At 66.6% G+C, this 22,080-nt stretch carries 21 protein-coding genes, 1 pseudogene and 2 riboswitches; of the genes and pseudogenes, 9 read left to right on the plus strand and 13 right to left on the minus strand.

What is annotated here, in order from left to right; all coding sequences use genetic code 11:
* Window positions 1-104: 104 nt before the first annotated feature.
* From ACWRN3_RS13985 to ACWRN3_RS13995, 3 genes are all read right to left on the minus strand, one after another.
* Window positions 105-785 (minus strand): C40 family peptidase, encoded by a 681-nt coding sequence (locus tag ACWRN3_RS13985; protein WP_255174517.1) that lies wholly within the window; start codon window positions 783-785, stop codon window positions 105-107.
* Between the two features lie 70 nt (window positions 786-855).
* Window positions 856-1,035: riboswitch (cyclic di-AMP (ydaO/yuaA leader) on the minus strand.
* A 128-nt stretch (window positions 1,036-1,163) separates the two neighbouring features.
* Complete coding sequence (locus tag ACWRN3_RS13990) at window positions 1,164-1,991, minus strand: M23 family metallopeptidase (protein ID WP_324644246.1); 828 nt, start codon at window positions 1,989-1,991, stop codon at window positions 1,164-1,166.
* A gap of 4 nt (window positions 1,992-1,995) precedes the next feature.
* Window positions 1,996-2,207: riboswitch (cyclic di-AMP (ydaO/yuaA leader) on the minus strand.
* Window positions 2,208-2,345: 138 nt separating this feature from the next.
* Window positions 2,346-3,047, minus strand: coding sequence for an iron-dependent transcriptional repressor DtxR (locus tag ACWRN3_RS13995; protein ID WP_324644245.1), 702 nt, complete (start codon window positions 3,045-3,047; stop codon window positions 2,346-2,348).
* A 293-nt stretch (window positions 3,048-3,340) separates the two neighbouring features.
* Between ACWRN3_RS13995 and serC the strand changes: the two genes are divergently transcribed.
* Complete coding sequence (gene serC, locus ACWRN3_RS14000; protein ID WP_324644244.1) at window positions 3,341-4,471, plus strand: phosphoserine transaminase; 1,131 nt, start codon at window positions 3,341-3,343, stop codon at window positions 4,469-4,471.
* 114 nt (window positions 4,472-4,585) lie between these two features.
* On the opposite strand, the gene ACWRN3_RS14005 is transcribed toward serC, so the two are convergent.
* Entirely contained in the window at window positions 4,586-5,176 is a 591-nt protein-coding gene (locus tag ACWRN3_RS14005) for a DUF3027 domain-containing protein (RefSeq protein WP_476741003.1), read from the minus strand.
* Between the two features lie 6 nt (window positions 5,177-5,182).
* Window positions 5,183-5,566 carry a cold-shock protein gene (locus ACWRN3_RS14010; protein WP_142131045.1) on the minus strand — a complete coding sequence of 128 codons (384 nt, stop codon included), beginning with the start codon at window positions 5,564-5,566 and terminating at the stop codon, window positions 5,183-5,185.
* 223 nt (window positions 5,567-5,789) lie between these two features.
* Here ACWRN3_RS14010 and ACWRN3_RS14015 point away from each other — a divergent pair, with 223 nt between their 5' ends.
* From ACWRN3_RS14015 to ACWRN3_RS14025, 3 genes are read left to right on the plus strand one after another with little or no spacing between them, the layout of a single operon-like run.
* On the plus strand, window positions 5,790-6,023 hold the full coding sequence (locus ACWRN3_RS14015; RefSeq protein WP_159632854.1) for a hypothetical protein: 234 nt from the start codon (window positions 5,790-5,792) through the stop codon (window positions 6,021-6,023).
* A 10-nt stretch (window positions 6,024-6,033) separates the two neighbouring features.
* Window positions 6,034-8,511, plus strand: coding sequence for a helicase-associated domain-containing protein (locus tag ACWRN3_RS14020; RefSeq protein ID WP_476741004.1), 2,478 nt, complete (start codon window positions 6,034-6,036; stop codon window positions 8,509-8,511).
* Between the two features lie 13 nt (window positions 8,512-8,524).
* A complete protein-coding gene (locus ACWRN3_RS14025; RefSeq protein WP_476741005.1) occupies window positions 8,525-10,171 on the plus strand; it encodes a DNA repair helicase XPB in 1,647 nt (548 codons plus the stop codon).
* 18 nt (window positions 10,172-10,189) lie between these two features.
* On the opposite strand, the gene ACWRN3_RS14030 is transcribed toward ACWRN3_RS14025, so the two are convergent.
* On the minus strand, window positions 10,190-11,059 hold the full coding sequence (locus ACWRN3_RS14030; protein ID WP_476741006.1) for an FHA domain-containing protein: 870 nt from the start codon (window positions 11,057-11,059) through the stop codon (window positions 10,190-10,192).
* A 5-nt stretch (window positions 11,060-11,064) separates the two neighbouring features.
* Window positions 11,065-11,322, minus strand: coding sequence for a hypothetical protein (locus ACWRN3_RS14035; protein WP_476741007.1), 258 nt, complete (start codon window positions 11,320-11,322; stop codon window positions 11,065-11,067).
* A 245-nt stretch (window positions 11,323-11,567) separates the two neighbouring features.
* Between ACWRN3_RS14035 and ACWRN3_RS14040 the strand changes: the two are divergent.
* The 4 genes and pseudogenes from ACWRN3_RS14040 (at window position 11,568) to ACWRN3_RS14055 (ending at window position 14,755) form a co-directional block, all read left to right on the plus strand.
* A pseudogene (locus ACWRN3_RS14040) lies at window positions 11,568-12,067 on the plus strand (DUF427 domain-containing protein).
* A gap of 73 nt (window positions 12,068-12,140) precedes the next feature.
* Window positions 12,141-12,851 carry a response regulator transcription factor gene (locus ACWRN3_RS14045; protein ID WP_056331118.1) on the plus strand — a complete coding sequence of 237 codons (711 nt, stop codon included), beginning with the start codon at window positions 12,141-12,143 and terminating at the stop codon, window positions 12,849-12,851.
* Window positions 12,852-12,853: 2 nt separating this feature from the next.
* Window positions 12,854-14,362, plus strand: a complete 1,509-nt coding sequence (locus ACWRN3_RS14050) for a sensor histidine kinase (protein ID WP_476741008.1) — start codon at window positions 12,854-12,856, stop codon at window positions 14,360-14,362.
* A gap of 105 nt (window positions 14,363-14,467) precedes the next feature.
* Window positions 14,468-14,755 (plus strand): WXG100 family type VII secretion target, encoded by a 288-nt coding sequence (locus ACWRN3_RS14055; RefSeq protein ID WP_159632861.1) that lies wholly within the window; start codon window positions 14,468-14,470, stop codon window positions 14,753-14,755.
* A gap of 10 nt (window positions 14,756-14,765) precedes the next feature.
* Here the strand turns inward: ACWRN3_RS14055 and ACWRN3_RS14060 are convergent, their stop codons facing one another.
* Window positions 14,766-15,866, minus strand: a complete 1,101-nt coding sequence (locus ACWRN3_RS14060) for an RNase H family protein (protein WP_476741009.1) — start codon at window positions 15,864-15,866, stop codon at window positions 14,766-14,768.
* A 199-nt stretch (window positions 15,867-16,065) separates the two neighbouring features.
* Between ACWRN3_RS14060 and ACWRN3_RS14065 the strand changes: the two genes are divergently transcribed.
* Window positions 16,066-17,376, plus strand: coding sequence for an ABC transporter substrate-binding protein (locus tag ACWRN3_RS14065; RefSeq protein WP_476741010.1), 1,311 nt, complete (start codon window positions 16,066-16,068; stop codon window positions 17,374-17,376).
* 101 nt (window positions 17,377-17,477) lie between these two features.
* Here the strand turns inward: ACWRN3_RS14065 and groL are convergent, their stop codons facing one another.
* The 5 genes from groL to ACWRN3_RS14090 all read right to left on the minus strand — a co-directional run bounded on the left by groL (window position 17,478) and on the right by ACWRN3_RS14090 (window position 21,962).
* Window positions 17,478-19,112, minus strand: a complete 1,635-nt coding sequence (groL, locus tag ACWRN3_RS14070) for a chaperonin GroEL (protein ID WP_255174503.1) — start codon at window positions 19,110-19,112, stop codon at window positions 17,478-17,480.
* A 290-nt stretch (window positions 19,113-19,402) separates the two neighbouring features.
* On the minus strand, window positions 19,403-20,668 hold the full coding sequence (locus ACWRN3_RS14075; RefSeq protein ID WP_476741011.1) for an ABC transporter substrate-binding protein: 1,266 nt from the start codon (window positions 20,666-20,668) through the stop codon (window positions 19,403-19,405).
* Entirely contained in the window at window positions 20,668-20,874 is a 207-nt protein-coding gene (locus tag ACWRN3_RS14080) for a cold-shock protein (RefSeq protein WP_141180812.1), read from the minus strand. Before ACWRN3_RS14080 ends, ACWRN3_RS14075 begins: the two co-directional genes overlap by 1 nt.
* A gap of 65 nt (window positions 20,875-20,939) precedes the next feature.
* Complete coding sequence (locus tag ACWRN3_RS14085) at window positions 20,940-21,581, minus strand: LytR C-terminal domain-containing protein (RefSeq protein ID WP_476741012.1); 642 nt, start codon at window positions 21,579-21,581, stop codon at window positions 20,940-20,942.
* A gap of 51 nt (window positions 21,582-21,632) precedes the next feature.
* Window positions 21,633-21,962 (minus strand): DUF3263 domain-containing protein, encoded by a 330-nt coding sequence (locus ACWRN3_RS14090; RefSeq protein ID WP_420716246.1) that lies wholly within the window; start codon window positions 21,960-21,962, stop codon window positions 21,633-21,635.
* Between the last annotated feature and the right edge of the window lie 118 nt (window positions 21,963-22,080).

Genomic DNA, 22,080 nt, shown 5'->3' on the forward strand with positions numbered 1-22,080 from the left:
CGCCGGCATCTTGGGGGCAAGCCGGCGCATTCCGAACGGGGATGTGGTTTCTAGCGAAAAAGCTTTGGGCAAAGAAATAGCCCTTGGAGCATGAAGCCCAAGAACTACTTGTTGAGGTGGTAGTACGACGAGGTACCGGTGGCTGCAGGCGAGTGGAGCAGCGTGCCCTGGGAAGGGTTGAGTGCGCTGACCATCATGCCGTTGCCGACGTAGATGCCCACGTGCGCGCCGCCGTTCTGGACCACAACGTCGCCCGGCTGCGGGGTGGAGGTGGGGGTCATGATGTTCCACGCGTTGGTGCGGGGGATGCTGATCCCGGCCTGGGCGTAGACCCACTGGACGAACCCGGAGCAGTCCCAGCCGGTGACGGGGCTGGTGCCGCCCCACACGTAGGAGTGGCCGATGCCGGTGTAGGCGATTGCTGCAATGCCGGAGGTTGCGGCGGAGACAGTCTCGGCAGCCTTGGCGGCAGGGGCAGCGTCCTGGCCTGCGGTGGCAGCGGCGTCGCGCTCGGCCGGCGCGGTGGACTGCGGACGCACCGCTTCCACCTTTGGAGCGGCGGTGGTCTTGACGACGGGACGTTCGAAGGAAACCGTAGCCGTGGGGGCGGCAGTGACGGCGAGGGCCGTCTGGGCCGAACCGGACTCGGTGGATGCGGAGACACCAGCGGTGGTGTCAGCTGCGGTGGCGGGCAGGCCCATGCTCAGGATGAGGCCCGACGCGGCTGCCACAACGGCAGCCTGGCGGCCTACGGTCCCGGCATTTGCACTGACGGCCTTGGACACGGCGTCCAGGGGGTTAATGCGAACCGTTTGCGCACGGTGGCGCGCAGAATTATGGCGTGAAGACACGAAGGTAGCCTCTCCCAATGCCTGCGAGGTGAGCTGTCGGATTCGGATGGGAGTCACCCGGCCACTCTGCTTCCTGGGAAGCTCATGACTTAACCCCAAGGCCTTCAGGAAATGAAGGCCAAAATTGGTTCCCCCGCCCCTGCCAGACGATGAAATGCGAACGGACCTTGAGCGGTGGCAGAGTTAGGCAATCCACTCAAGAGCGTCAACTTCGGAAAAGTTGACGCGAGTTAGACGGTACAGCAGTTTTGTTTCAATGTCACATTCAGGTCACGGCAGGTCCCTGCGATCTGAGAGTGGACAATCATTCGGCTACAGCCAGCCCATGGGATCGACCACTTCGCCGTTGACCTGGACCTCAAAGTGCAGGTGGCAGCCGGTGGATGCGCCCGTGGTGCCGCTGAGTGCCACAACCTCGCCACGGGAGACGGTCTGGCCCACCTTGACGTTGAACGACGACAGGTGGTTGTAGGTGGTCTCCAGCCCGTTGCCGTGGTCGATGACCACCCGGTTTCCACCGCCATACTGGTGCCAGCCCGCGAAGGTCACGGTGCCGGTCGCGGCCGCCAGGACGGACGTTCCGCACTGTGCCACGAAGTCCTGGCCGCGGTGGAAGTCTCCGGAGCCGCCGGTGATGGGGCTCACGCGGTAACCAAAGGGCGAGGCGGTGGTGAGGGATGCCAGCGGTGCGGCCAGGGTGCCGGCCGAGGCGGCCCGCGTGACGGAGCCGGCGGACTGGGCGCTCAGGAGCTGCTTCAGCTTCCCGTCGGGGTCGGCCTGGGTCACCACTGCCGAACGGCTGAAGTCGATTTGGGCGCCAACATCAGCGGAAATCTGGGGCTGCGGGCTGACGGCGGAGGCTGCCAATGGCGCGTTGCCGGCGGCGTCCGTGGCCATGACGGGGCTGGTGGCGGGCACTGTGACCGTCAGAACCAGGCCGGTGGCGGCCAGGGCGATTCCAGCTTTCTGGCCAATGCCACTGGCGGCGGCGAACTCCGTCACCTGCCGGAACGGACCCCGGCGGCGGCGCGCATCGCGATGCAGATCGCGGGGACGCTCCGCTGCGGCATCTTCGACAACCCGGGGTGCCGAAGGGGGGCCTGCGGCGCGGCGGCGGCCCCGGGAGGTCTGCGTGGTCAAGAAGGGTTCCTCTCTGGAAAAGCCTGCGGAGTTAGCTGTCGGATGCGGGTCAGAGAGATCAAAGACCCGGCCCGTCATGGGCAAGCTTCTGCACAGGGGTATTCCCGGAAGAATCCTTCGCTGGAGAGGCTTGCTGCTGACGGACTTCACCCCAAGGCAGTCCCCCGCTGCCAATTGTGGTTCCCCCGCCTCTGCCAGTAACGACTCGTGCACCCGATCCGCTGGCAGAGCTCGGCTCCGGATCGGGTAACGCTTAAGTATCAACGATTGCTTCCACTATAGGGCCTTAAGACCCTAGGTAACAATTCCGTTATCTTTGCGTGGAAGCTCTGCGCTGGGGTATTGGGACGCGGCTCAGGGCTGCTTAACAGCGACAAAAACATGCGCGGCTACCTCAGGCGGCAACTCCAGCGCACCTTCGATTCCGGACACCCGCACGGAGATGTAATCTCCCACGCGTTCCAGCGCAACGGCAGCGCCGGGCCGGATCCCGCCTTCGTCCAGTTGCGCCAGCAGTTCCGGCTCCACCTGGATTGGCTCAGCCAGCCGGCTGATGGTCACTGCAGAGGCGGGACCGTAGCCCTTCATGGCCTCTACCAGGCTGATGGCTCCGTCGGGGAAGCCGGTGGCCGGTTGTCCGCCCAGGGCAGCGAGGCCGGGGATCGGGTTGCCGTAGGGCGATTCGGTGGGGTGGTCCAGCATCTCGTAGATGCGCCGCTCAACGCGCTCGCTCATGACGTGTTCCCAGCGGCAGGCTTCGTCGTGCACGTAGGCCCAGTCCAGACCGATAACGTCAGCCAGCAGGCGTTCGGCCAGCCGGTGCTTGCGCATGACTTCGGTGGCCCGCTTGCGGCCCGTGTCCGTGAGTTCAAGATGCCTGTCGCCGGAGACGACGACGAGTCCGTCGCGTTCCATCCTGCCGATGGTCTGGGACACCGTGGGGCCGGAGTGGCGCAGACGCTCGGCGATACGGGCCCGAAGGGCAACGATGTTTTCTTCCTCAAGCTCCAGGATGGTCCTGAGGTACATCTCCGTAGTGTCGATCAGATCCGTCATCCAGCTCAGCTCCTCGAGCGCAGTACCTTGCGTTGTCCCACCGTACCGCCTGTTCCCGCGAGGTAGTCCGGGGGCTAGCTTAGCCTATTTTGACTTTGTCCGAATAGCTGGCCCCTGGGCAGCCACCCACGAACGGGACCGTCTCATTGTCTGGACTTTGCCCCCTCCGGCTCCCGCACCCACTGCCCTTCAGGCAGAATGGAACAGGCCTGCCGCGCAGCCATCGCGCGCTGCGGCCACCCTTACCCGCCCGTCCGGACCAAAGTTTTCGTCCCCGCCGAATTGGAGCACCTGTGAGCGACACCAGCATCACGATCCCCGCCGACCTCCTGCCCAAGGACGGGCGGTTCGGCGCCGGCCCGTCAAAGGTCCGCCAGGAACAGATCGATGCCCTGGCAGCAGCGTCCAAGACCATCCTCGGCACCTCGCACCGCCAGGCGCCGGTCAAGAACCTGGTCGGATCGGTCCGCGACGGGCTGAGCCGGTTCTTCCGTGCCCCTGAGGGGTATGAGGTGGTCCTCGGCGTTGGCGGCTCCACGGCCTTCTGGGACATCGCAAGCTTTGGCCTGGTGGAGAAGAAGGCCCAGCACCTCTCCTTTGGTGAGTTCGGGTCAAAGTTCGCCGCAGCCACCAACAAGGCGCCCTTCCTGGAGGCCTCCTCGATCATCAAGTCCGAGCCCGGCACCCGTCCGGCAGCGCAGGCCGAGGCCGGCGTGGACGTCTATGCCTGGCCGCAGAACGAGACCTCCACCGGTGTGGCGGCCCCGGTCGCGCGCGTCTCCGGAGCTGACGAGGGATCGCTCGTGCTGGTGGACGCCACCTCGGCGGCCGGCGGCCTGGACGTGGACATTGCGCAGAGCGACGTCTACTACTTCGCCCCGCAAAAGAACTTCGCCTCCGACGGCGGCCTCTGGCTTGGCCTGTTCTCCCCCGCCGCCATCGAGCGTGCCGCGCGGGTCAAGGCCAGCGGCCGCTGGATCCCGGATTTCCTGGACCTCCAGACCGCCATCGACAACTCCCGCCTGAACCAGACGTACAACACGCCCTCGCTGTCCACGCTGGTCACCCTGGACGCCCAGGTCCAGTGGCTGAACTCCAACGGCGGCCTGGACTTTGCCGCCGCGCGCACCGCTGACTCCGCAGGGCGCATCTACAGCTGGGCCGAGGCTTCCGACTTCGCCACCCCCTTCGTGGCCAACCCGGAGGAACGCTCCAACGTCATCGCCACCATCGACTTCGACGAAACGGTTGATGCGGCAGTTGTGGCGAAGATCCTGCGCGCCAACGGCATCGTGGACACCGAGCCCTACCGGAAGCTGGGCCGCAACCAGCTGCGCATCGCCACCTTCGTGGCCATCGAGCCGAGCGATGTCTCGGCCCTGCTGTCCAGCATCGACTACGTGGTGGGCGAGCTGCGGAAGTAGGCACGGAATACAGGTACGGATAACGTACGACGGCGCCGCCAGGGTTCTTCCCGGACGGCGCCGTTTTTCGTTGTCCCCGGCAAAGGGGTGGCCGGTTTCCCGGCGGAGGTGCGGTCAGGCTCCTGCCTGGGTGCCGGCGTCGTCCGTCACATCCCGGGCCTCTTCCGCTGGTTCCTGGCCGTCCGCCGCAGGACCCTCCGTTTCAGGGCTGTCCGTTTCAGAGCCGTCCGTTTCAGGGCTGTCCGTTTCAGAGCCGTCCGTTTCAGGGCTTTGCGCTTCAGAGGAGTCCGCTTCGGATTCCTGCTGCTGGTCCTCGGGGCGGACGCGTTCGGCCCAGGGCACCCACTCGGGGGCGAGGATGGAATCCTCGGACGGCAGCAGGCCCAGCTCATTGACCGTAACCACCTTGGAGCGCGAGTTGCGGGTCAGCACCGCGTACCACTGCCACCCTGCGTAGCCGGGCAGCCTCGACTCGAACAGGTGCGTGACCAGCCGGTCGCCCTCGCTCTTGGCGGCCAGGTGCGGGCCGATGGTAGCCGCCGGCGTGATGCCCTCCACTGCGGTCCGGGCAGTGTCCACCGCCGCGGCCAGGAAAGCGTCCGGCTTGCCCGTACGCCACACGGGCACACCGGCCTTGCGCTTGGGCGGAGTCTTGGCAGACTGCTCCTGCACTGGCGTGCCCAGCTGTTCAGAATCGGGAGTCATGGGCGCCTAAACGTCCAGCTCGTCGGCGACCTTGCGCAGGGCGGCAGCAATGGCCTTGCCCTTGTTGCCCTCCGGGTACTTGCCCTTGGACAGGGTCCCGGACAGGTTGTCCAGGACGGTCACCAGGTCCTGCACCAGCGGGGCGAGATCCTTTGCGCTGGGGCGCTTGGCCTTGGCAATGGAAGGCGTCTTGTCCAGCACCCGCAGGCCCAGTGCCTGGGCACCCTTGCGCCCGTCCGCTACGCCGAACTCCACCCGGGTGCCGGCCTTCAGCTCCGTGACGCCCTCGGGCAGCGACGACTTGGGCAGGAAGACCTCCTGGCCGTCTTCTCCCGCGAGGAACCCAAAGCCCTTGTCCTTGTCATACCACTTGACCTTGCCGGTAGGCACGTAATCAACCTTCTTCGTTCTGCTGTCATGAGACACGGCGGCTGCCACCGCATCCGCATTGTTGTGCGGGTTCAGGGTATGGCAAACGGAAACCGTGTTGGTCTGTATGCTTCAAGGTTATCCTGCCGCATGGCCTATTGATGCTTTGGGGAGCACTGTTCCGCCGCAGGCGCAAGGCCCCGGCTTTTACCCGCACCGCTCCGGGCGCGGTAGCGTTGCGTCCATGACTCCCTCGCGTTACCGGCGGCCGTTGATGGTCCTCGCCGCAGTTGTGGCCGTGCTGTCCCTGATAGCCGTGGCAGCTGTCATGGCGCTTGCCTTCGCCGGCTCGGTAGCTCCTGCCTGGATCACGTACACCGCGCTTTACGGCCTGCCGGTGGCCTTCATCCTGATGCTCCTGCTGGTCCTGGACGGTGTTGCCGCCCGGCGGCGGGCGGGAAGGGCACAGCAGCGGTAACGTTGGACTGATGTCCCTTATTCGCGCGCTTGGCAAGGACCTGGAGGCACGCAGCGACGATTCGTTGCGTGCGCTGTTCGCCGCGCGGCCGGACCTTATTTCCCCTTCCGTCCCGGACTTTGCCGCACTGGCGGCACGCGCCAGTTCCCGCGTCAGCGTCCAGCGCGCCCTGGAGCGGCTCGACCGGCCGCACATGCAGGTCCTGGAAACCCTCCATCTGTGCACCAACACCGACACCGGACACAGTGCCTCCGCTGAAGGCGTGCACAGGCTGATCCACGGCTCCGCCCTGGCTACCGTCACCCAGATCCTGGGCACCCTGCAGGAGCTGGCCCTGGTGCACCCCGCCCCTCCCCCGCACGGCACCCCTTCCCCTGCTGCCGACCAGCCGTTCTACCTCCCGGCGGGCTCCCTCAAGGACGTTGTGGGGATCTATCCGGCCGGCCTGGGCCGCAGCTATACCGAGCTGGTCCGCCTGCAGCCGGCCTTCGCCCAGCGGGCCGTGCAGCTGGTCTCCGAGCTGCACCACAGCGGGTTCGCAATCCACGAAGCCACCACGCCCATGGAGGCTGCCCTGGCCCTTCAGCACTGGACCTCCTCCCCGGAGGCGCTGCGGGACATCCTCGCCGGCGCCCCGGAGCGGACGACGGCGCTGCTCGCCCGGTTCCGGAACTGGGCCATGGGTGCCGTCCCCCAGGCGCAGCGGAAAGCGTCGGTCACCACGGAGGGCGCCGACGTCGGGCCCGTTGACTGGCTCCTTGCCCGCGGGCTGCTGGTTCCGCTGGACGCCGCCCACGTGGAGCTGCCCCACAGCGTGGGACTGGCCCTCCGCGGCGGCTCGATCATCAACGATTTCACTCTTGCGCCACCGGTCCCCGAGCTTGGCCGGACAACGGCGGCGCTGCGCAGGAATGCGGCCCTGAGCTCCATCTCGGAAACCCTGCGGCTGGTCTCGGAACTGCTGCATGCCGTCCGGGAGCACCCGCTGGCCACGCTGCGCAGTGGAGGTGTGGGTGTCCGTGAGATACGCCGCCTGGCAGAGCACCTGCGGATTGACCAGGGTGCGGTGGGCCTGCTGCTGGAACTGTGCGGCCTGGCTGGCCTTATCCGGCTCGACGTCGACTCCTCATCGTGGGTGCAGCCCCCGCAACTGGAATGGCTGGTCCTTCCCCGGCAGGAACAGTGGCTGTGGCTGGTGAACGCGTGGCTGGCCAGCGAGCGCGTGCCGTCCATGGTGGGCCAACCGGTGAATTCGGCGCCGGGCGTAGCGGCCGGCCGGTCGGCGTCGGGAACCACCATCGCCGCGCTGTCCGCCGGGGCGCAGCGGCCCGATGCTCCCGTGGTCCGCAAGCGGATCCTCGAGATCCTGCACGAGCTCACCCAGCAGGCGGCCGCGTCCGACGGCGCCGCTCCCGTCCTTGACGCCGCCGCCGTCCTGCAGCGTGCAGAGTGGTCGCAGCCTCGTATGGCCCGGCGGTTCAGCTCACTGATCCGCGGCGTCCTGGCCGAAGCGGAGATGCTGGGCCTGGTCGGTTCGGGTGCCCTGAGCCAACTGGGCAGCGCCGTCGCCGAGGACGATCCTGATGCCGCCCTTGCCATCCTGGGCGAGCACCTGCCTGCGGCCCTGAACCATGTGCTGCTGCAGGCGGACCTGACCGCTGTGGCCCCCGGCTACCTGGCACCGTCGCTGACCGAAAAGCTCCTGGTCATGGCCGACGCCGAGGGGCAGGGCCCGGCCACCATCTACCGCTTCTCCGCAGAGTCCATCAAGCGGGCACTGGACCACGGCTACGACGCTGCGGCCCTGCTGGCGTTTCTTCGCGAACACTCAGCCACCGCCGTGCCGCAGCCGCTGGAATACCTCGTGGAGGACACCGCTTCCCGGCACGGCCGGCTCCGCGTGGGCCAGGCTGCCAGCTTCATCCAAAGCGACGACGAAGCAGCCCTGCGCGAGCTGCTGGCAGGACCGAAAGCCGCCCAGCTGGGCCTGGCCAGCCTGTCACCCACGGTTGTGACCTCATCGGCGCCGCCCCGCGAACTGGCCGCCGCACTCCGGAGCCTGGGACTGTCCCCGTCTGTGGACGGGGCCGAGCCCGCGGCCCACCTGCGCCGGCCTTCCACGCCGCAGGAAAGCTCCCGCCCCGTCTACACCGCCCCGCGGATGGCGCCCCCGGCGGAGGAGGTTGAAGCCCAGCTGCACGTCCTGCGGCAGGCGGGCGCCGGCGTCGGACACCACCCGGGCGCCGTTGCCGGCAGTGAGGCAGCCACCCAGCTGGGGCTTGAGGCCCTGCAAAGGGCCATTCGCCTGAAGCAGCGGATCCACATGAACGTGGTGGACAGCCTGGGGAATGCCAGCCTGGAAGTCGTTGTTCCGCTATCTGTGAGCGGGGGCAGGGTCCGTGTCTTCGATCCCGCCAGGGACACAGAGCGGGTCCTGTCCGTGCACCGCATCATCGATATCGAGGCCGCAGAGGAACTGCGCCAGTGAAGGATTTCCCCGCGTGACCGACGGACCCCTGATCGTCCAAAGCGACAAAACCATCCTCCTTGAGGTGGACCACGAGCTGGCCACCGAAGCCCGGCACGCCATCGCGCCTTTCGCCGAGCTGGAGCGGGCACCCGAGCACATGCACAGCTACCGGCTGACCCCGTTGGGCCTGTGGAACGCACGGGCCGCCGGACTGGATGCCGAAAAGGTGCTGGACGCCCTGCTGAAGTACTCCCGCTTCCCCGTGCCGCATGCCCTGTTGATCGACGTGGCGGAAACCATGTCCCGGTACGGCCGGCTGCGGCTCGAAAAAGACCCCCGCCACGGTCTGGTCATGCGGACCGATGACTACCCCGTACTGGAGGAAGTGATCCGGGCCAAGAAGATCGCGCCGCTGCTGGGGCCCAGGATCGACGGCGAGACGGTGGTGGTGCATGCCTCCCAGCGCGGCCAGCTCAAGCAGCTGCTGCTGAAGATCGGCTGGCCGGCGGAAGACCTGGCCGGCTACGTGGACGGCACCCCGCACCTTATTTCCCTCAACGAGGACGGCTGGGAACTGCGGCCATACCAGCGCCTGGCCAGTGAAAACTTCTGGGCGGGCGGCAGCGGCGTGGTGGTACTGCCCTGCGGTGCCGGCAAGACCCTGGTGGGAGCGGCGGCCATGGCCACTGGGTCCACCACCACGCTGATCCTGGTCACCAACACGGTGGCGGCCAGGCAGTGGAAGGACGAACTGATCAGGCGCACCTCCCTCACGGAGGATGAGGTGGGTGAATACTCCGGCGCCCTCAAGGAGGTCAGGCCGGTGACCATCGCCACCTACCAGGTGCTCACCACCAGGCGCGGCGGCATCTACCCCCACCTGGAACTGGTGGACGGCCATGACTGGGGCCTGATCATTTATGACGAGGTCCACCTCCTCCCGGCACCGATCTTCAGGATGACCGCCGACCTGCAGGCCCGCCGCCGGCTTGGGCTCACCGCCACCCTGGTCCGCGAGGACGGGCGCGAGGGCGAGGTCTTCAGCCTGATTGGACCCAAACGCTATGATGCCCCGTGGAAGGACATCGAGTCCCAGGGCTACATTGCCCCCGCGGACTGCGTGGAGGTCCGCGTGGACCTGCCAGGTGATGAACGCGTTGCCTATGCCATGGCCGATGATGCGGACAAGTACCGGCTTTGCGCCACCTCGGAGTCCAAAACCCAGGTGGTGGAGCAGCTGGTGGCGCGGCACGCCGGGGAACAGCTGCTGGTGATCGGTCAGTACATCGACCAGCTGGATGACCTTGGGGCGCGCCTGCAGGCACCTGTGATCAAGGGCGACACCTCCGTCAAGGTGCGGCAGAAACTCTTTGACGCGTTCCGTGCCGGGGAACTGCAGACCCTGGTGGTGTCCAAGGTGGCCAACTTCTCCATCGACCTGCCCGAGGCCTCGGTGGCCATCCAGGTGTCCGGTTCCTTCGGGTCACGGCAGGAGGAAGCGCAACGGCTGGGCCGGCTGCTGCGGCCCAAGAAGGACGGCCGCGCCGCCCGCTTCTACTCCCTGGTGGCACGGGACACCCTGGACCAGGATTTCGCCGCCAAGCGCCAAAGGTTCCTTGCCGAGCAGGGCTACGCCTACCGGATCATGGACGCCAAGGACGTGCAGGCCGCGGAATAGGCCGCGGCCTGCACGTCCTCAGCTGATGCCCTCAGAGCTGTCCCGCTCCATGGTTCCCGTCCGCGGGTCCAGCTGGGGGCGTTCGTAGGCCAGTTCCCCGCCGCTCCGGCCGCCATAGGGGCGGCCGTGGTCGGCGAATTCCTCCCGGAAGAAGGCAAGGCACCACTGCCCCATTTGGATCCTTGCCCCGGTCCGCAGCACGGAAGGCCCTGTCCTGGAGACACTTCCGCTGACCGGCCCGTGCGGCACCAGGACGTACTCATCCTGCTCGTCGTGCCTTATTTCGGCGTGGAGTGCTTCCAGTCCCTCCAGTTGGACATCCGACCCGGGACTGCCGCCTATGGTCGTGACCTCCCCGGAGAGGGCCACCTCCCGCGGGATCTGGCCGGTCCAGGTGGCGGCATCCTGGACAAAGATCAGCCGCGGCCGCCCGCCACCCCTGGCGTAGTGGGTGGTGGTGATGCGCCGGATGATGTTCCGCTGGACTGTGGGGACCAACGGCAAGGGCGTGGACGGGGGCAGCAGTGGCATGCCCCTGGGCCTCCGCCTGCCCTGCCTGACCAGCGGCAGCAGGGAGCCGAGCTTGCCAAGTTTGATGTATGGCGAGCGCGTCAGCAGCCGCTGTGGCGCCGGGCTGTCCACGTTGCCCAGGCTGACGATGGTTCCGTCAGGTCCGGCCACGGTGACGCTGACCCCCTTACGGGCCAGCAGTTCCGCCAGCGGTTTAATCTCTTCAAGCGATGGCAGGCCGCCGCCAGTCAGCGGGGCGAGGCCTTCCAGTGACACGGTTACCTCCGTACCGGCGGCCCTGGCACGGCCATGGGTGACCGCGCCCGACCCGTCCGTGTACGAAAAGTCCAGATCGATGTCCAGACGGTTCTCCGTCATGTCCGTCAACCGCGGTTCGAATCCGCTCCGGCGGCGTCCCGGTCGCTGGTGGTGACGCGCAGGCTTCCGTTGAGCTTCCAGGTGGCACGCGGCGCGTCAGGGCCGATGTCACGCGGGACCTCAACGGTCATGTCGATGAACTGGTAGTTGATCGCGGCACCTTTGCCGGTGAGATAGGACCACATCTCCTCGGCAAGGTCCGCCCAGTCCCGAATGCTGCGTTCACTGGCAGCTGGTTCTTCAGTCGCACTTAGGTCAGTCATGATGGTCAATCCCCTTCGATGGGCCAGGAGCCAGCGGATAACTACCGTTGGTGGGGTGGAGCCACGGGGATGCGGAAAAACAGCTGCCGGTGCTCCGTTTGAACGCTGGTGCCGGGCTTGAACGCCCGGCAAGCATCACTGTATTCCCGCACCAGGGGCGGGGGAATACAGCGGGACGCGGAACGTTCTTGCCGCGAATTGGGTTCCCGGGTGCGGAACGCCCTGCGCGGACGCACACTGGAAGCATGACAACAAGAATCGTTCCGGCCATGCCCGGCCCCGGGCAGGAGTCGGTATGGGACTATCCCCGCCCGCCGCGGATCGAACCAGCAGCGAACGGATACGTATCGTCCTGGGCGGGGAGCTGATCCTCGATACCACCGATTCGTTGCGCGTCCTCGAAACCAGCCACCCACCGGTGTACTACATCCTCAAGTCAGCATTCGCCACCGGTTCCCTGGAGCCTGCCTCGGGCAGCAGCTTCTGCGAGTTCAAGGGTTCCGCGAAGTACCTGACCGTGCGCGGCGGCGGCAAGGAAGCGGACAGCGCCGCCTGGTCCTATCCTGAGCCCGCCTCCGGCTTCGAGGCACTCGCTGACCGGGTGGCGGTCTACCCGGCCCGGATGGATTACTGCGAAGTGGATGGCGAACGGGTCACCGCCCAGCCCGGTCGGTTCTACGGCGGCTGGATCACCAGCCGGGTGGTGGGCCCGTTCAAAGGCGAGCCGGGGACCATGGACTGGTGACCGCAAGCCCACCATCATCATGCTCACAACGAATATCCAGACAACTCCCAGAGACTGGGAGCATGATGGGAGCATGAACAAGAACGGTCCAGAAGCCCGGCTGCTCGTCGTCGATGATGAACCCAACATCCGCGAGCTCCTCTCCACGTCGCTCCGGTTCGCCGGCTTTGAAGTGGTCTCCGCCGCGAACGGCCGCGACGCCCTCGCCGCGGCCGATACCCACGCCCCCGACCTGGCCGTGCTGGACGTCATGCTCCCTGACATGGACGGCTTCACCGTGACCCGCCGGCTTCGTGCCTCCGGCAAGCACTTCCCCGTTCTCTTCCTGACCGCCAAGGACGACACGGAGGACAAGGTTACGGGCCTGACCGTGGGCGGCGACGACTACGTCACCAAACCCTTCAGCCTCGACGAAGTGGTGGCCAGGATCCGGGCCGTGCTCCGCCGCACACAGCCCCTGCTGGACGACGACGCGGTCATCCGCGTGGACGACCTCGAACTCGACGACGATGCCCACGAGGTGCGGCGTGGCGGCACCGTCATTGAGCTCTCCCCCACCGAGTTCAAGCTCCTGCGCTATCTCATGCTCAACCCCAACCGGGTCCTGTCCAAGTCGCAGATCCTTGACCACGTCTGGGAGTACAACTTCAACGGCGACGCGTCCATCGTGGAGTCCTACATCTCCTACCTTCGGCGGAAAGTGGACATCGACCCCGAGGCACCGGCCCTGATCCAGACCAAGCGCGGCGTGGGCTACGTCCTGCGGACGGCCGAAAAGCGCTGACCTTGCTGAAGCGGTGGAAGTCGGCCTCACTCAGGTCGCAGCTGGTGGCCATGATCATGGCCCTGCTGATTGTGGCCCTGACGGTGACCGGCGCGGTGACCCTGACACTGCTGCACAGCTACCTTCAGGGCCAGGTGGATGACAAACTGAACGCCGCCGTCGACTCCGCCCGGAAACAACGCTCCTTCACCCAGCTGCAGGCTCCCAGCTCCATACCCACCGACTACTCGCTGATGCTCTTCGCTCCGGGCGAGCAGCCGTACACGTTCGGCGGCGATCCCGACGACCACCCGGACATCAGCTCCATGACCGTCGAGCAGGCGCAGGCCCGCGGGCTGGCCCCCTTCCAGGTCCGCGGGACGGACGGGGAGAACTGGCGCGTGGTGGCGGTGACGGTCCAGAACGGCCAAACCACTGCCGTGGTGGTGATTGGGCTGCCGCTGGAGAGCGTGGACGACGTCCTCAAGCATGCCACCCTGGTGGTCACCGGGGTAGGCCTGCTGACGCTGCTGCTGGCCTCGCTCATTGCGAGCTGGACAGTGTCCCGTTCCTTCCGGCCTCTGGCCAGGGTGGAGAAAACGGCGGCAGCCATTGCCGCCGGCGACCTCTCCCGCCGCGTGGAAGTGGAGAACCCCACTACCGAGCTGGGCCGGCTCAGCAGTTCCCTGAATGCCATGCTGGCGCATATTGAAACCGCCTTCGCAGCGCGGACGGCCTCCGAAGCCAGGATGCGCCGCTTTGCGGCCGATGCCTCCCACGAGCTGCGTACCCCGCTGGTGACCATCCGCGGGTTCTCCGAGCTGTACCGCCACGGCGCCCTGGCCACGGACGAGGACGTGGCCACAGCCATGGGCCGGATCGAAAGCGAAGCCAAGCGCATGGGGTCGATGGTTGAGGACCTGCTCCTGCTGGCCCGCCTCGACGAGCAGCGGCCCCTGCAGCAGAAGCCGGTGGACCTGCAGCTGATCGCCCACGATGCCGTGGTGGACACGCAGGCGAGCGACCGTTCCAGGGTGATTTCACTGACCGGGCTCGACGGCGGACCGGCGGCACCTGCCCCGGTGCTCGGGGATGAGGCCAAATTGCGCCAGGTGGTGGGAAACCTCGTGGGCAACGCGTTGCGCTACACCCCGGAGGGCAGTCCCATCGAACTCGCCGTGGGAGTCCGCAGGGCCGACGGCGGGGAGCGGTCTGTCATCGAAGTGCGGGACCACGGACCGGGCATCTCCGAAGAGGAGGCGGCCAAGGTCTTCGAACGCTTCTACCGTGCGGACACCTCCCGCACCAGGGAGACAGGCGGCAGCGGCCTGGGGCTCGCCATCGTGGCGGCCATCGTGGGATCCCACGGCGGCTCGGTGCGGGTGGAGAAGACCGACGGCGGCGGCGCCACCCTGATGGTCAGCCTGCCGCGGCGTGAAGAGCCATCCCGGGATGGCGGCGGAGACGGCCAGGAAGCAGCCGGAAGTACCGCCGGTGCCAGGGGCAGCGACGGATCGGTTATCCACATATAGCCGGCCGGCCATGGCTCCGGCCCGCCGCCGCTCCATAGGCTCGTCCCAGCAGCCCGGACCCCCCGGGCGCGGGGGCATTCCCCGCCCTACCTGAGAGGCACAGCCATGAGCATCATTTCCGTCGACACAGAATTACTGCAGCTGAAGTCCGCCAACGTGCAGGCCACCGTGGACCGGATCAGCGCCGACGTGCAAACAATGAAGCGCGGACTGGATGAACTCCAGGGATCATGGCGTGGCTCCGCAGCCACCAACTTCCAGGCACTCGTCACCGAATGGACCATCACCCAGGGCCGGGTGGAGGCTTCACTGGCATCCATCAACACCGCATTGGCCTCTGCCGCCGCCACTTACGCCCAGGCGGAGCAGGGGAACGCGCAGCGGTTCAGCTGACACCCCCGGGTCAGGCCTCCGGAGTACCCTGGTGGAACCGCAACCGCCAGCGGCCCCCATCGAGGACCCACAGCGAACTGCGGAGCGTAGTGCCGGATCGAGCAAAGCTTCGGTACGTCAGCAGGACCGCGCTGGTGCCGATGCGCTCTGCACCCAGGATTTCAATATCGGTCCGTTCCCCCGGGTCCTCCTCGAGGGCCATCATCATGGCGTCCCGGGTCCAGACCCTTCCGGAGCTCCCGATTTCCACGAAGTCCGGGTGGAGGAGGACGGCGGTCCGCCCGATATCCCCCCGCACCAAGGGACCCAGCAGCTCACGTTCGAGCTCTTCCACCAGCGCCTCGGGCGGAACGGAGCCAGCGTGCTGGGTTGCCTCGGCCTCTTCGAAGGCTTCGTTGTCCAGTTCACTGAACAGGTCAAGTTCCTCGAAGGCCGGGACGGGCGCCGGCGTGGCCCGCGGCCTCCCCACAGCATCAGCGCCGCGGGCTGTCGGAACGTCGCCGGTGGCTGCAGGCACCGCGCCGGAAGGAGCGGCCGCAGGACGGACCGGCGCGGCGGGCGGAATGTCCAGCGTGGCGGGCGGCAGGCCCGCGCCGGAGGCAGGCTGCGGGGCCGCGGCACGCCCGGAGGTGCCCGGGTGGTGGCCGCCGGGGAAGCCCGGGCCCGACCTTGCCGCCACTCCCTGCTGGTAGGCGGTGGCCGCAGCCCTGGCACGCTCGTCGGCTGCCTCATTCAGGTCGTGGCCGGCGTGCCCCTTGACCCATTCGAAGGTGTAGGTCCTGCCGGCCAGTTCGCGGTCAAGTTCCTTCAGCAGTTCCACGTTCAGGACAGGCTTTCCATCGGCCTTGCGCCAGCCCTTGCGCTTCCATCCAGGCATCCATTTGGTAATGGAGTTGATCACGTACTGGCTGTCGCAAAGGATGCGCAGGTCTTCCCCGGGCAGGTGCGCGGTGGCGCGCAGGAGGTCAAGGACAGCCATCAGCTCCCCCTGGTTGTTGGTCCCGTGGGGCCAGCCGCCGGCGCGCCAGCAATCGTCATTCACATACCAGGCCCAGCCGGCCGGGCCGGGGTTTCCCAAGGCCGAACCATCAGCCGCTGCAGTAATCGTCACCGGTCCATCCTGCCAGAAGCGGCCGACAGCGGCCCGGCCAAGATGTGGGAAACCGTTTACCGAAAGTTCTTGACGGGGGTGCGGGATGCGCGAAACAATCACAGCATCACATGAGAAAGCGGTTTCTCACACATCTTGGGCTACGTCGGTCGACCGTGCTGCCGCCGCCCCCGGAGAAGCCAACCCGGAAGGAACATCAATGACGATTCCAGTCGTAAGCCGCCGCAGTTTCCAGCTTGGCGCCGCCGCCCTGGCCCTGTCCATCCTGGCCACAGGCTGCGGAGCCCCGGGCGGATCGGGCGACAACGGCCAGGTAACCCTGCGGTTCGCATGGTGGGGCAACGAATACCTCAACGGACAGACGGACAAGGTCATCGCCGCGTTTGAGGCGTCCCACCCAAACATCAAGATCAAGGCCGAGCCCGGCGAATGGTCCAGCTACTGGGACAAGCTGGCCACGAAGACCGCCGCCAATGATGCGCCCGACGTCATCCAGATGGACCAGAAGTACATTGCCGAATACGGCGGCCGCGGCGCGCTGATGGATCTCTCAAAGCAAAGCGGCATCGACACCGCAAAACTGGACAAGGAAGCACTGGCCTCCGGCCAGTACAACGGCGCCCAGTACGGGCTGAGCACTGGCCGGAATGCCTATGTCATCATGGCAAACACCAAGGTATTCGAAGCGGCCGGGGTGCCCGTTCCGGACGACAAGACATGGACGTGGAAGGACTTCACGGACACCGCTGCAAAGATCAGTGCTGCAGGGGACGGAAAGACCTATGGAGCCGCCTACGGCAGCAACGAGGCCGACCTGATCATTTGGCTGCGCCAGCACGGGGAAAACCTCTACTCCGCTGACGGCAAGCTCGGCTTCGAGGCCGACACGGCCGCCTCCTTCTGGGATCGGCTCAAGGAGCAGCGCGATTCCAAGGCCAGCCCGCCGGCCACGGTGGCCACGGAGGACGCCGGGGCCGGGCTTGAAGAAAGCCTCTTCGGTACAAACCGGGTGGCCATGGCCTGGTGGTGGACCAACCAGCTTGGATCGCTTGAGGCCACCACAGGCAGCAGCATCAAGATGCTGCGCGCTCCGAGCAGGGACGGCGCATCGGCCGCGAACGGCATGTACTACAAACCGACCATGTTCTGGTCCGCCTCCTCCCGGTCCAAGCATCCCCAGCAGGCCGCAGAGTTCATCAACTACCTCACCAACAGCCCTGAGGCGGGCGCCATCCTGATGACGGACAGGGGCGTGCCCACCAACATCGACATCGTCGCGGACATCACGCCCACGCTGAAGCCGGCGGACACCACGGTGGTCGGGTTCCTGAACGACATTGCGCCGGACATCAAGGATGCACCCCCGGTCCCTCCCGTGGGTGCCGGAAGCGTCCAGAACGTCATCAAACGCTACACGGATGAAGTGCTGTATGACCGGCTGACCCCCCAGGCCGCGGCGGACGCCTTTAGGAAGGAAGTCCAGGGGATGCTGGACTCGGCCAGGAAGTAAATCCCCGGCAGGATCCTGGCACCGGGACAAAAAAGTGCGGCCCCCTCCGAAGAGGGGGCCGCCCGTTAGTAACTGGTCGGGGCCGGTCCCGGCCGGGCGGCTTAGAAGCCGCCCATGCCGCCCATGCCGCCCATGTCGTCTCCACCGGCGGGGGCAGAAGCCTTCTCCGGCTTGTCAGCCACAACAGCTTCGGTGGTGAGGAACAGGCCGGCGATGGAGGCCGCGTTCTGCAGGGCAGAGCGGGTTACCTTGACCGGATCGTTCACGCCGGCTGCCAGCAGGTCGACGTACTCGCCGGTGGCTGCGTTCAGGCCGTGGCCTGCGGGCAGGCCGCGGACCTTGTCGACAACCACGCCAGGCTCGAGGCCGGCGTTGAAGGCAATCTGCTTCAGCGGAGCGTCGATGGCAACGCGGACGATGTTGGCGCCCGTTGCTTCGTCGCCGGACAGCTGCAGGTTGGCAAATGCCTTGGCACCGGCCTGGATCAGGGCCACGCCACCACCGGCGACGATGCCTTCTTCAACCGCAGCCTTGGCGTTGCGGACGGCGTCCTCGATGCGGTGCTTGCGTTCCTTGAGCTCGACCTCGGTTGCAGCACCGGCCTTGATGACTGCAACACCGCCGGCCAGCTTGGCCAGGCGCTCCTGCAGCTTCTCGCGGTCGTAGTCGGAGTCGGAGTTCTCGATCTCGGCGCGGATCTGGGAGACGCGGCCGGCGATCTGGTCGGCGTCGCCGGCACCTTCGACGATGGTGGTCTCGTCCTTGGTGACAACAACCTTGCGGGCCTGGCCCAGCAGTTCAAGGCCGGCGGTCTCGAGCTTGAGTCCAACTTCCTCGGAGATGACCTGGCCGCCGGTCAGGACGGCGATGTCGGCCAACTGGGCCTTGCGGCGGTCACCGAAGCCCGGAGCCTTGACGGCAACGGACTTGAAGGTGCCACGGATCTTGTTGACGATCAGGGTGGCCAGGGCCTCGCCCTCGATGTCCTCTGCAATGATCAGCAGCGGCTTGTTGGACTGCATGACCTTTTCCAGGACAGCAACCAGTTCCTTGACGTTGGAGATCTTGGAGTTGACGATCAGGATGTACGGATCCTCGAGGACCGTTTCCTGGCGCTCAGCGTCGGTGACGAAGTAGGCAGAGATGTAACCCTTGTCGAAGCGCATGCCTTCGGTGAGTTCCAGCTCCAGGCCGAAGGTGTTGGACTCCTCGACCGTGATGACGCCTTCCTTGCCCACCTTGTCCAGGGCTTCGGCGATGAGGGCGCCGATCTCGTCGTCACCGGCGGAGATGGAGGCAGTAGCCGCGATCTCTTCCTTGGTTTCGATTTCCTTGGCGGAGTTCAGCAGCTCGGCGGTGACGGCCTCAACAGCCTTTTCGATGCCGCGCTTGAGGGACAGCGGGTCGGCGCCGGCGGCAACGTTGCGCAGGCCTTCCTTGACCAGGGCCTGGGCCAGGACGGTTGCCGTGGTGGTGCCGTCACCGGCAACGTCGTCAGTCTTCTTGGCAACTTCCTTGACCAGCTCTGCGCCGATCTTCTCGTAGGGATCGTCCAGCTCGATCTCCTTGGCGATGGAAACACCATCGTTGGTGATCGTGGGGGCGCCCCACTTCTTTTCGAGGACGACGTTGCGTCCACGCGGGCCGAGGGTGACCTTAACGGCGTCGGCGAGGGTGTTCAGGCCACGCTCAAGGCCGCGGCGTGCCTCTTCATCAAATGCAATGATCTTGGCCATAACGGCAATAGTCCTTTCGGGACAGTCGTTAAGAATGAACCTTCGCTGCAGTGCCCGCGACGGACGATCCTTTGCCGGCGGCCTCTGTATGCCTCCGGGCGGGGATCTCACTGAAGTGAGGTGTTTCTTTCGCTCCTCGACCGGTGCCGTGCGCTGCCGGCCGGAACCAGGCGTTGCTTTAGCAGTCGGTGCGTCAGAGTGCTAAGTCAATAATTAGCACTCCCCAGGTGAGAGTGCAAGCGAAAAGACGCTTGATGCCCTGCGGGAAGCAGCGGCTTCGCCCAGGGCGATCAGCCGGAGTGTCCGGCTGTCTCCCGGCCGGACAGGGCGGGGTTGTTGTCGGGTCCGAAGGTGTACACGGAGAAGAGGGCCGTGGTGATGTCGCCCTTGGCGTCGAAGGCCACCGGGCCCGATTCGCCGTCATAGTTGATGTCCGGGCCGGCAGCAAGGCCGCCCAGGCACTCCTTGTAGCTCAAGCATGGGGCGGTCGGCACTCCGGCTCCAGGGTCGGCTGCCCCTCCGGAGACGGCAATCAGGTTGGCGGCAATGGAGCGTCCGGCGTCATCCTGGGCACGTGCTGCGGCGAGGGCCGCCAGCGTTACGGCATCGTAGGTTTCGGCAGCGTAGGAGAGGTCCTTGAGGGCAGGGTCCACCGCCAGCAGTTTTGCCTGGAACGCAGCGGTGGGCAACTGTCCGGGGACGACGGCACGTGCGCCCTCCAGGGTCCCGGAGGCGAGCCTGGATCCGTAACGGGCAAACGCGCCGTCGCTGAGGATGATCCGTGAACCGCTGAGGCCGGCGCTGTCCAGCCCGGCCAGGGCGTCCTGCGCGCCCTCGCGGGCAATCAGGACGACGGCGTCCGGCTTGGCCTTTGCCATGGAGCGCGCGGCTTCGGCGGCGGCACCGTCCTTGAAGCCGGCCCCGGGCAGGACCGTGAGTCCGGACTTTCTCGCAGCGTCCGTGACGGCAGCGGAGAGGTCCTTGCCGTAGGAGCCTTCCTGGTACAGCACGCCGATGGTGGCAGCGCCGGAGTCCTTGGCGAGTTTTGCCAACACGGGGCCCTGGGCGACGTCGGCCGCGGCGGTGCGGAAATAGTAGCCTCCGCTGGTAAGCTCCGACAGGCCTGCAGCAGTGTTGGCCGGCGAGATGAGCGGTATGCGCGCGTGGGACAGAACGTCCACCGCGGCGGCTGCGTGGCTGGAGTCAGTGGGTCCAATCACCACATCCGCTTTGGCGGCGAGGTCCTTTGCCTGCCTTCCCGTGTCCTGGTCCGGGTGCACCGGGACGAGCTCCACCGGCCGGCCTTTGTGTCCGCCGGCGGCGTTGATGTCCTGGACAGCGAGCTTGGCGGCAGCCAGCTGGGGCGCGTTAAGGAAGGCATTGTCACCGGCGTTGTCCAGGACCAGCCCCACCCGCAGGACGCCGTCGCCGGAGGCCTCCGCCGTTTCCACCCTGGCGTTGCCGCCGGTGCCGGCGCATGCCGTCATCGAAAGAACCGCTCCCGCGGACAGGGCGAGGGCCGCGCGGACGCGGACACCGGGTCGCAAAGCAGGCATCACTGCGCCGGCCGGACGTTTTCCGCCTGCGGACCCTTTTCACCCTCGCCCACATCGAGCTGGACCCGCTGCCCCTCGGCCAGGGCACGGTACCCCTCCCCCTGGATTGCGGACCAGTGGACAAAAATGTCATCACCGGAGCCGTCAACGGTGATGAAGCCGTAGCCCTTTTCAGCGTTGAACCATTTCACGGTTCCCAGTGCCATGATGAACAACTCTTTCCGTTTGGGGCCAGGTGGAGACCGGACCTGCGTTACTGGACGGCGTGCGGCTACCGGTAACCCGGGCCCAGGACCACGACGAGCGGCGACTGGAATTCGGTGCTGTCCACCACGGTGGGGATGTTCAGCAGCCCGGCAAGCGCCTGGGCGCTGGCCAGGTGCTGGGGGCCGGCGTAGAAGATCACGGAGGACTTTTGCGGGGCTCCGGACCAGTTGCCAACCTGGCCCAGCCGCCATCCGTCTGCTTGGACGGTTCCGCCTACCCGGCTGGCCAGCCCCGCCGTGCCGGCGGCGTTGTAGATGGCAACTGCCTGGGTCCTGTCGACAGCAGCCTGCTGGGTGGCAGAGGCCGTGGACTCCGGCGAGGGGCCGGCGTCCTGGGTTGGCTCGGAAGAGGCGGGGGGCGCCGGGGACGTCACGGGCGCGGAAGCGGAAGGCGTGGCCGAAGGGGCTGTGCCGGTGCCGGCCAGCGGAGCTGACTCCACGCTGGCGGAGGCCTGGCTGGCGGTGGCGTTGAAGCCAAGTTTGGGAAGGATCAGGAAGGACATCAACCCTATGGCCAGGGCCGCCACTCCCATAGCCAGGATGGGCCACAGCCGCACGCGGGACGGGGCCGAGGCCGTCCGGTGGACACCTTGTCGCGACGCAGCCTCCGGGACTTTGTCGAATTCATCGCGGGCGTATCTGGTCATGGTGGAAGGACATCCTTGTTGATTGCGGCTGTTGTCCCGGCCTGGGGCGTCTTAAGCGTCGGATCCCAGGCGCCGGGCAGTACGTGCACGGTGGCGCGACGTACGTAGTCTACGCAATCTCTTGACCAGCATGGGATCGTGGGCCAGCGCATCCTCGCGGTCGATCAACGCGTTCAGGAGCTGGTAGTAATGGGTGGCGGAGAGGTCAAACAGGTCACGGATCGCCTGCTCCTTGGCTCCCGCGTACTTCCACCACTGCCGTTCCAGGGCCAGCATTTGTTGTTCACGCTCGGACAGGGAGGACTCACGAAGGATGAAATCCGCCAGGAGGGACTTCCCTGGGTCCTGCTCCGGCAGGTGTTCCCGGGCCGGTTCCGCCACGGCACACTCCTTCGCTGGTAACGGTCAATGTCTTACCCCTATGCTAGCCGCCGAATAACAAGGGTGTCATTTAAGCCAAGCCGGCTGAATGTTCCCGGCCCGCTGTGCACCGTCCCTG

The sequence above is a fragment of the Pseudarthrobacter sp. rb genome (assembly GCF_056389225.1).

Coding starts and splice junctions, on each gene's coding strand:
- ACWRN3_RS14065 (WP_476741010.1), top strand. CDS start 16,066: ATGACGATTCCAGTCGTAAGCCGCCGCAGTTTCCAGCTTGGCGCCGCC.
- groL (WP_255174503.1), bottom strand. CDS start 19,112: ATGGCCAAGATCATTGCATTTGATGAAGAGGCACGCCGCGGCCTTGAG.
- ACWRN3_RS14015 (WP_159632854.1), top strand. CDS start 5,790: ATGACTCCCTCGCGTTACCGGCGGCCGTTGATGGTCCTCGCCGCAGTT.
- ACWRN3_RS14080 (WP_141180812.1), bottom strand. CDS start 20,874: ATGGCACTGGGAACCGTGAAATGGTTCAACGCTGAAAAGGGCTACGGC.
- ACWRN3_RS14030 (WP_476741006.1), bottom strand. CDS start 11,059: ATGACGGAGAACCGTCTGGACATCGATCTGGACTTTTCGTACACGGAC.
- ACWRN3_RS14020 (WP_476741004.1), top strand. CDS start 6,034: ATGTCCCTTATTCGCGCGCTTGGCAAGGACCTGGAGGCACGCAGCGAC.
- ACWRN3_RS14085 (WP_476741012.1), bottom strand. CDS start 21,581: ATGACCAGATACGCCCGCGATGAATTCGACAAAGTCCCGGAGGCTGCG.
- ACWRN3_RS13995 (WP_324644245.1), bottom strand. CDS start 3,047: ATGACGGATCTGATCGACACTACGGAGATGTACCTCAGGACCATCCTG.
- ACWRN3_RS14075 (WP_476741011.1), bottom strand. CDS start 20,668: ATGCCTGCTTTGCGACCCGGTGTCCGCGTCCGCGCGGCCCTCGCCCTG.
- ACWRN3_RS14005 (WP_476741003.1), bottom strand. CDS start 5,176: ATGACTCCCGATTCTGAACAGCTGGGCACGCCAGTGCAGGAGCAGTCT.
- ACWRN3_RS14045 (WP_056331118.1), top strand. CDS start 12,141: ATGAACAAGAACGGTCCAGAAGCCCGGCTGCTCGTCGTCGATGATGAA.
- ACWRN3_RS14055 (WP_159632861.1), top strand. CDS start 14,468: ATGAGCATCATTTCCGTCGACACAGAATTACTGCAGCTGAAGTCCGCC.
- ACWRN3_RS14035 (WP_476741007.1), bottom strand. CDS start 11,322: ATGACTGACCTAAGTGCGACTGAAGAACCAGCTGCCAGTGAACGCAGC.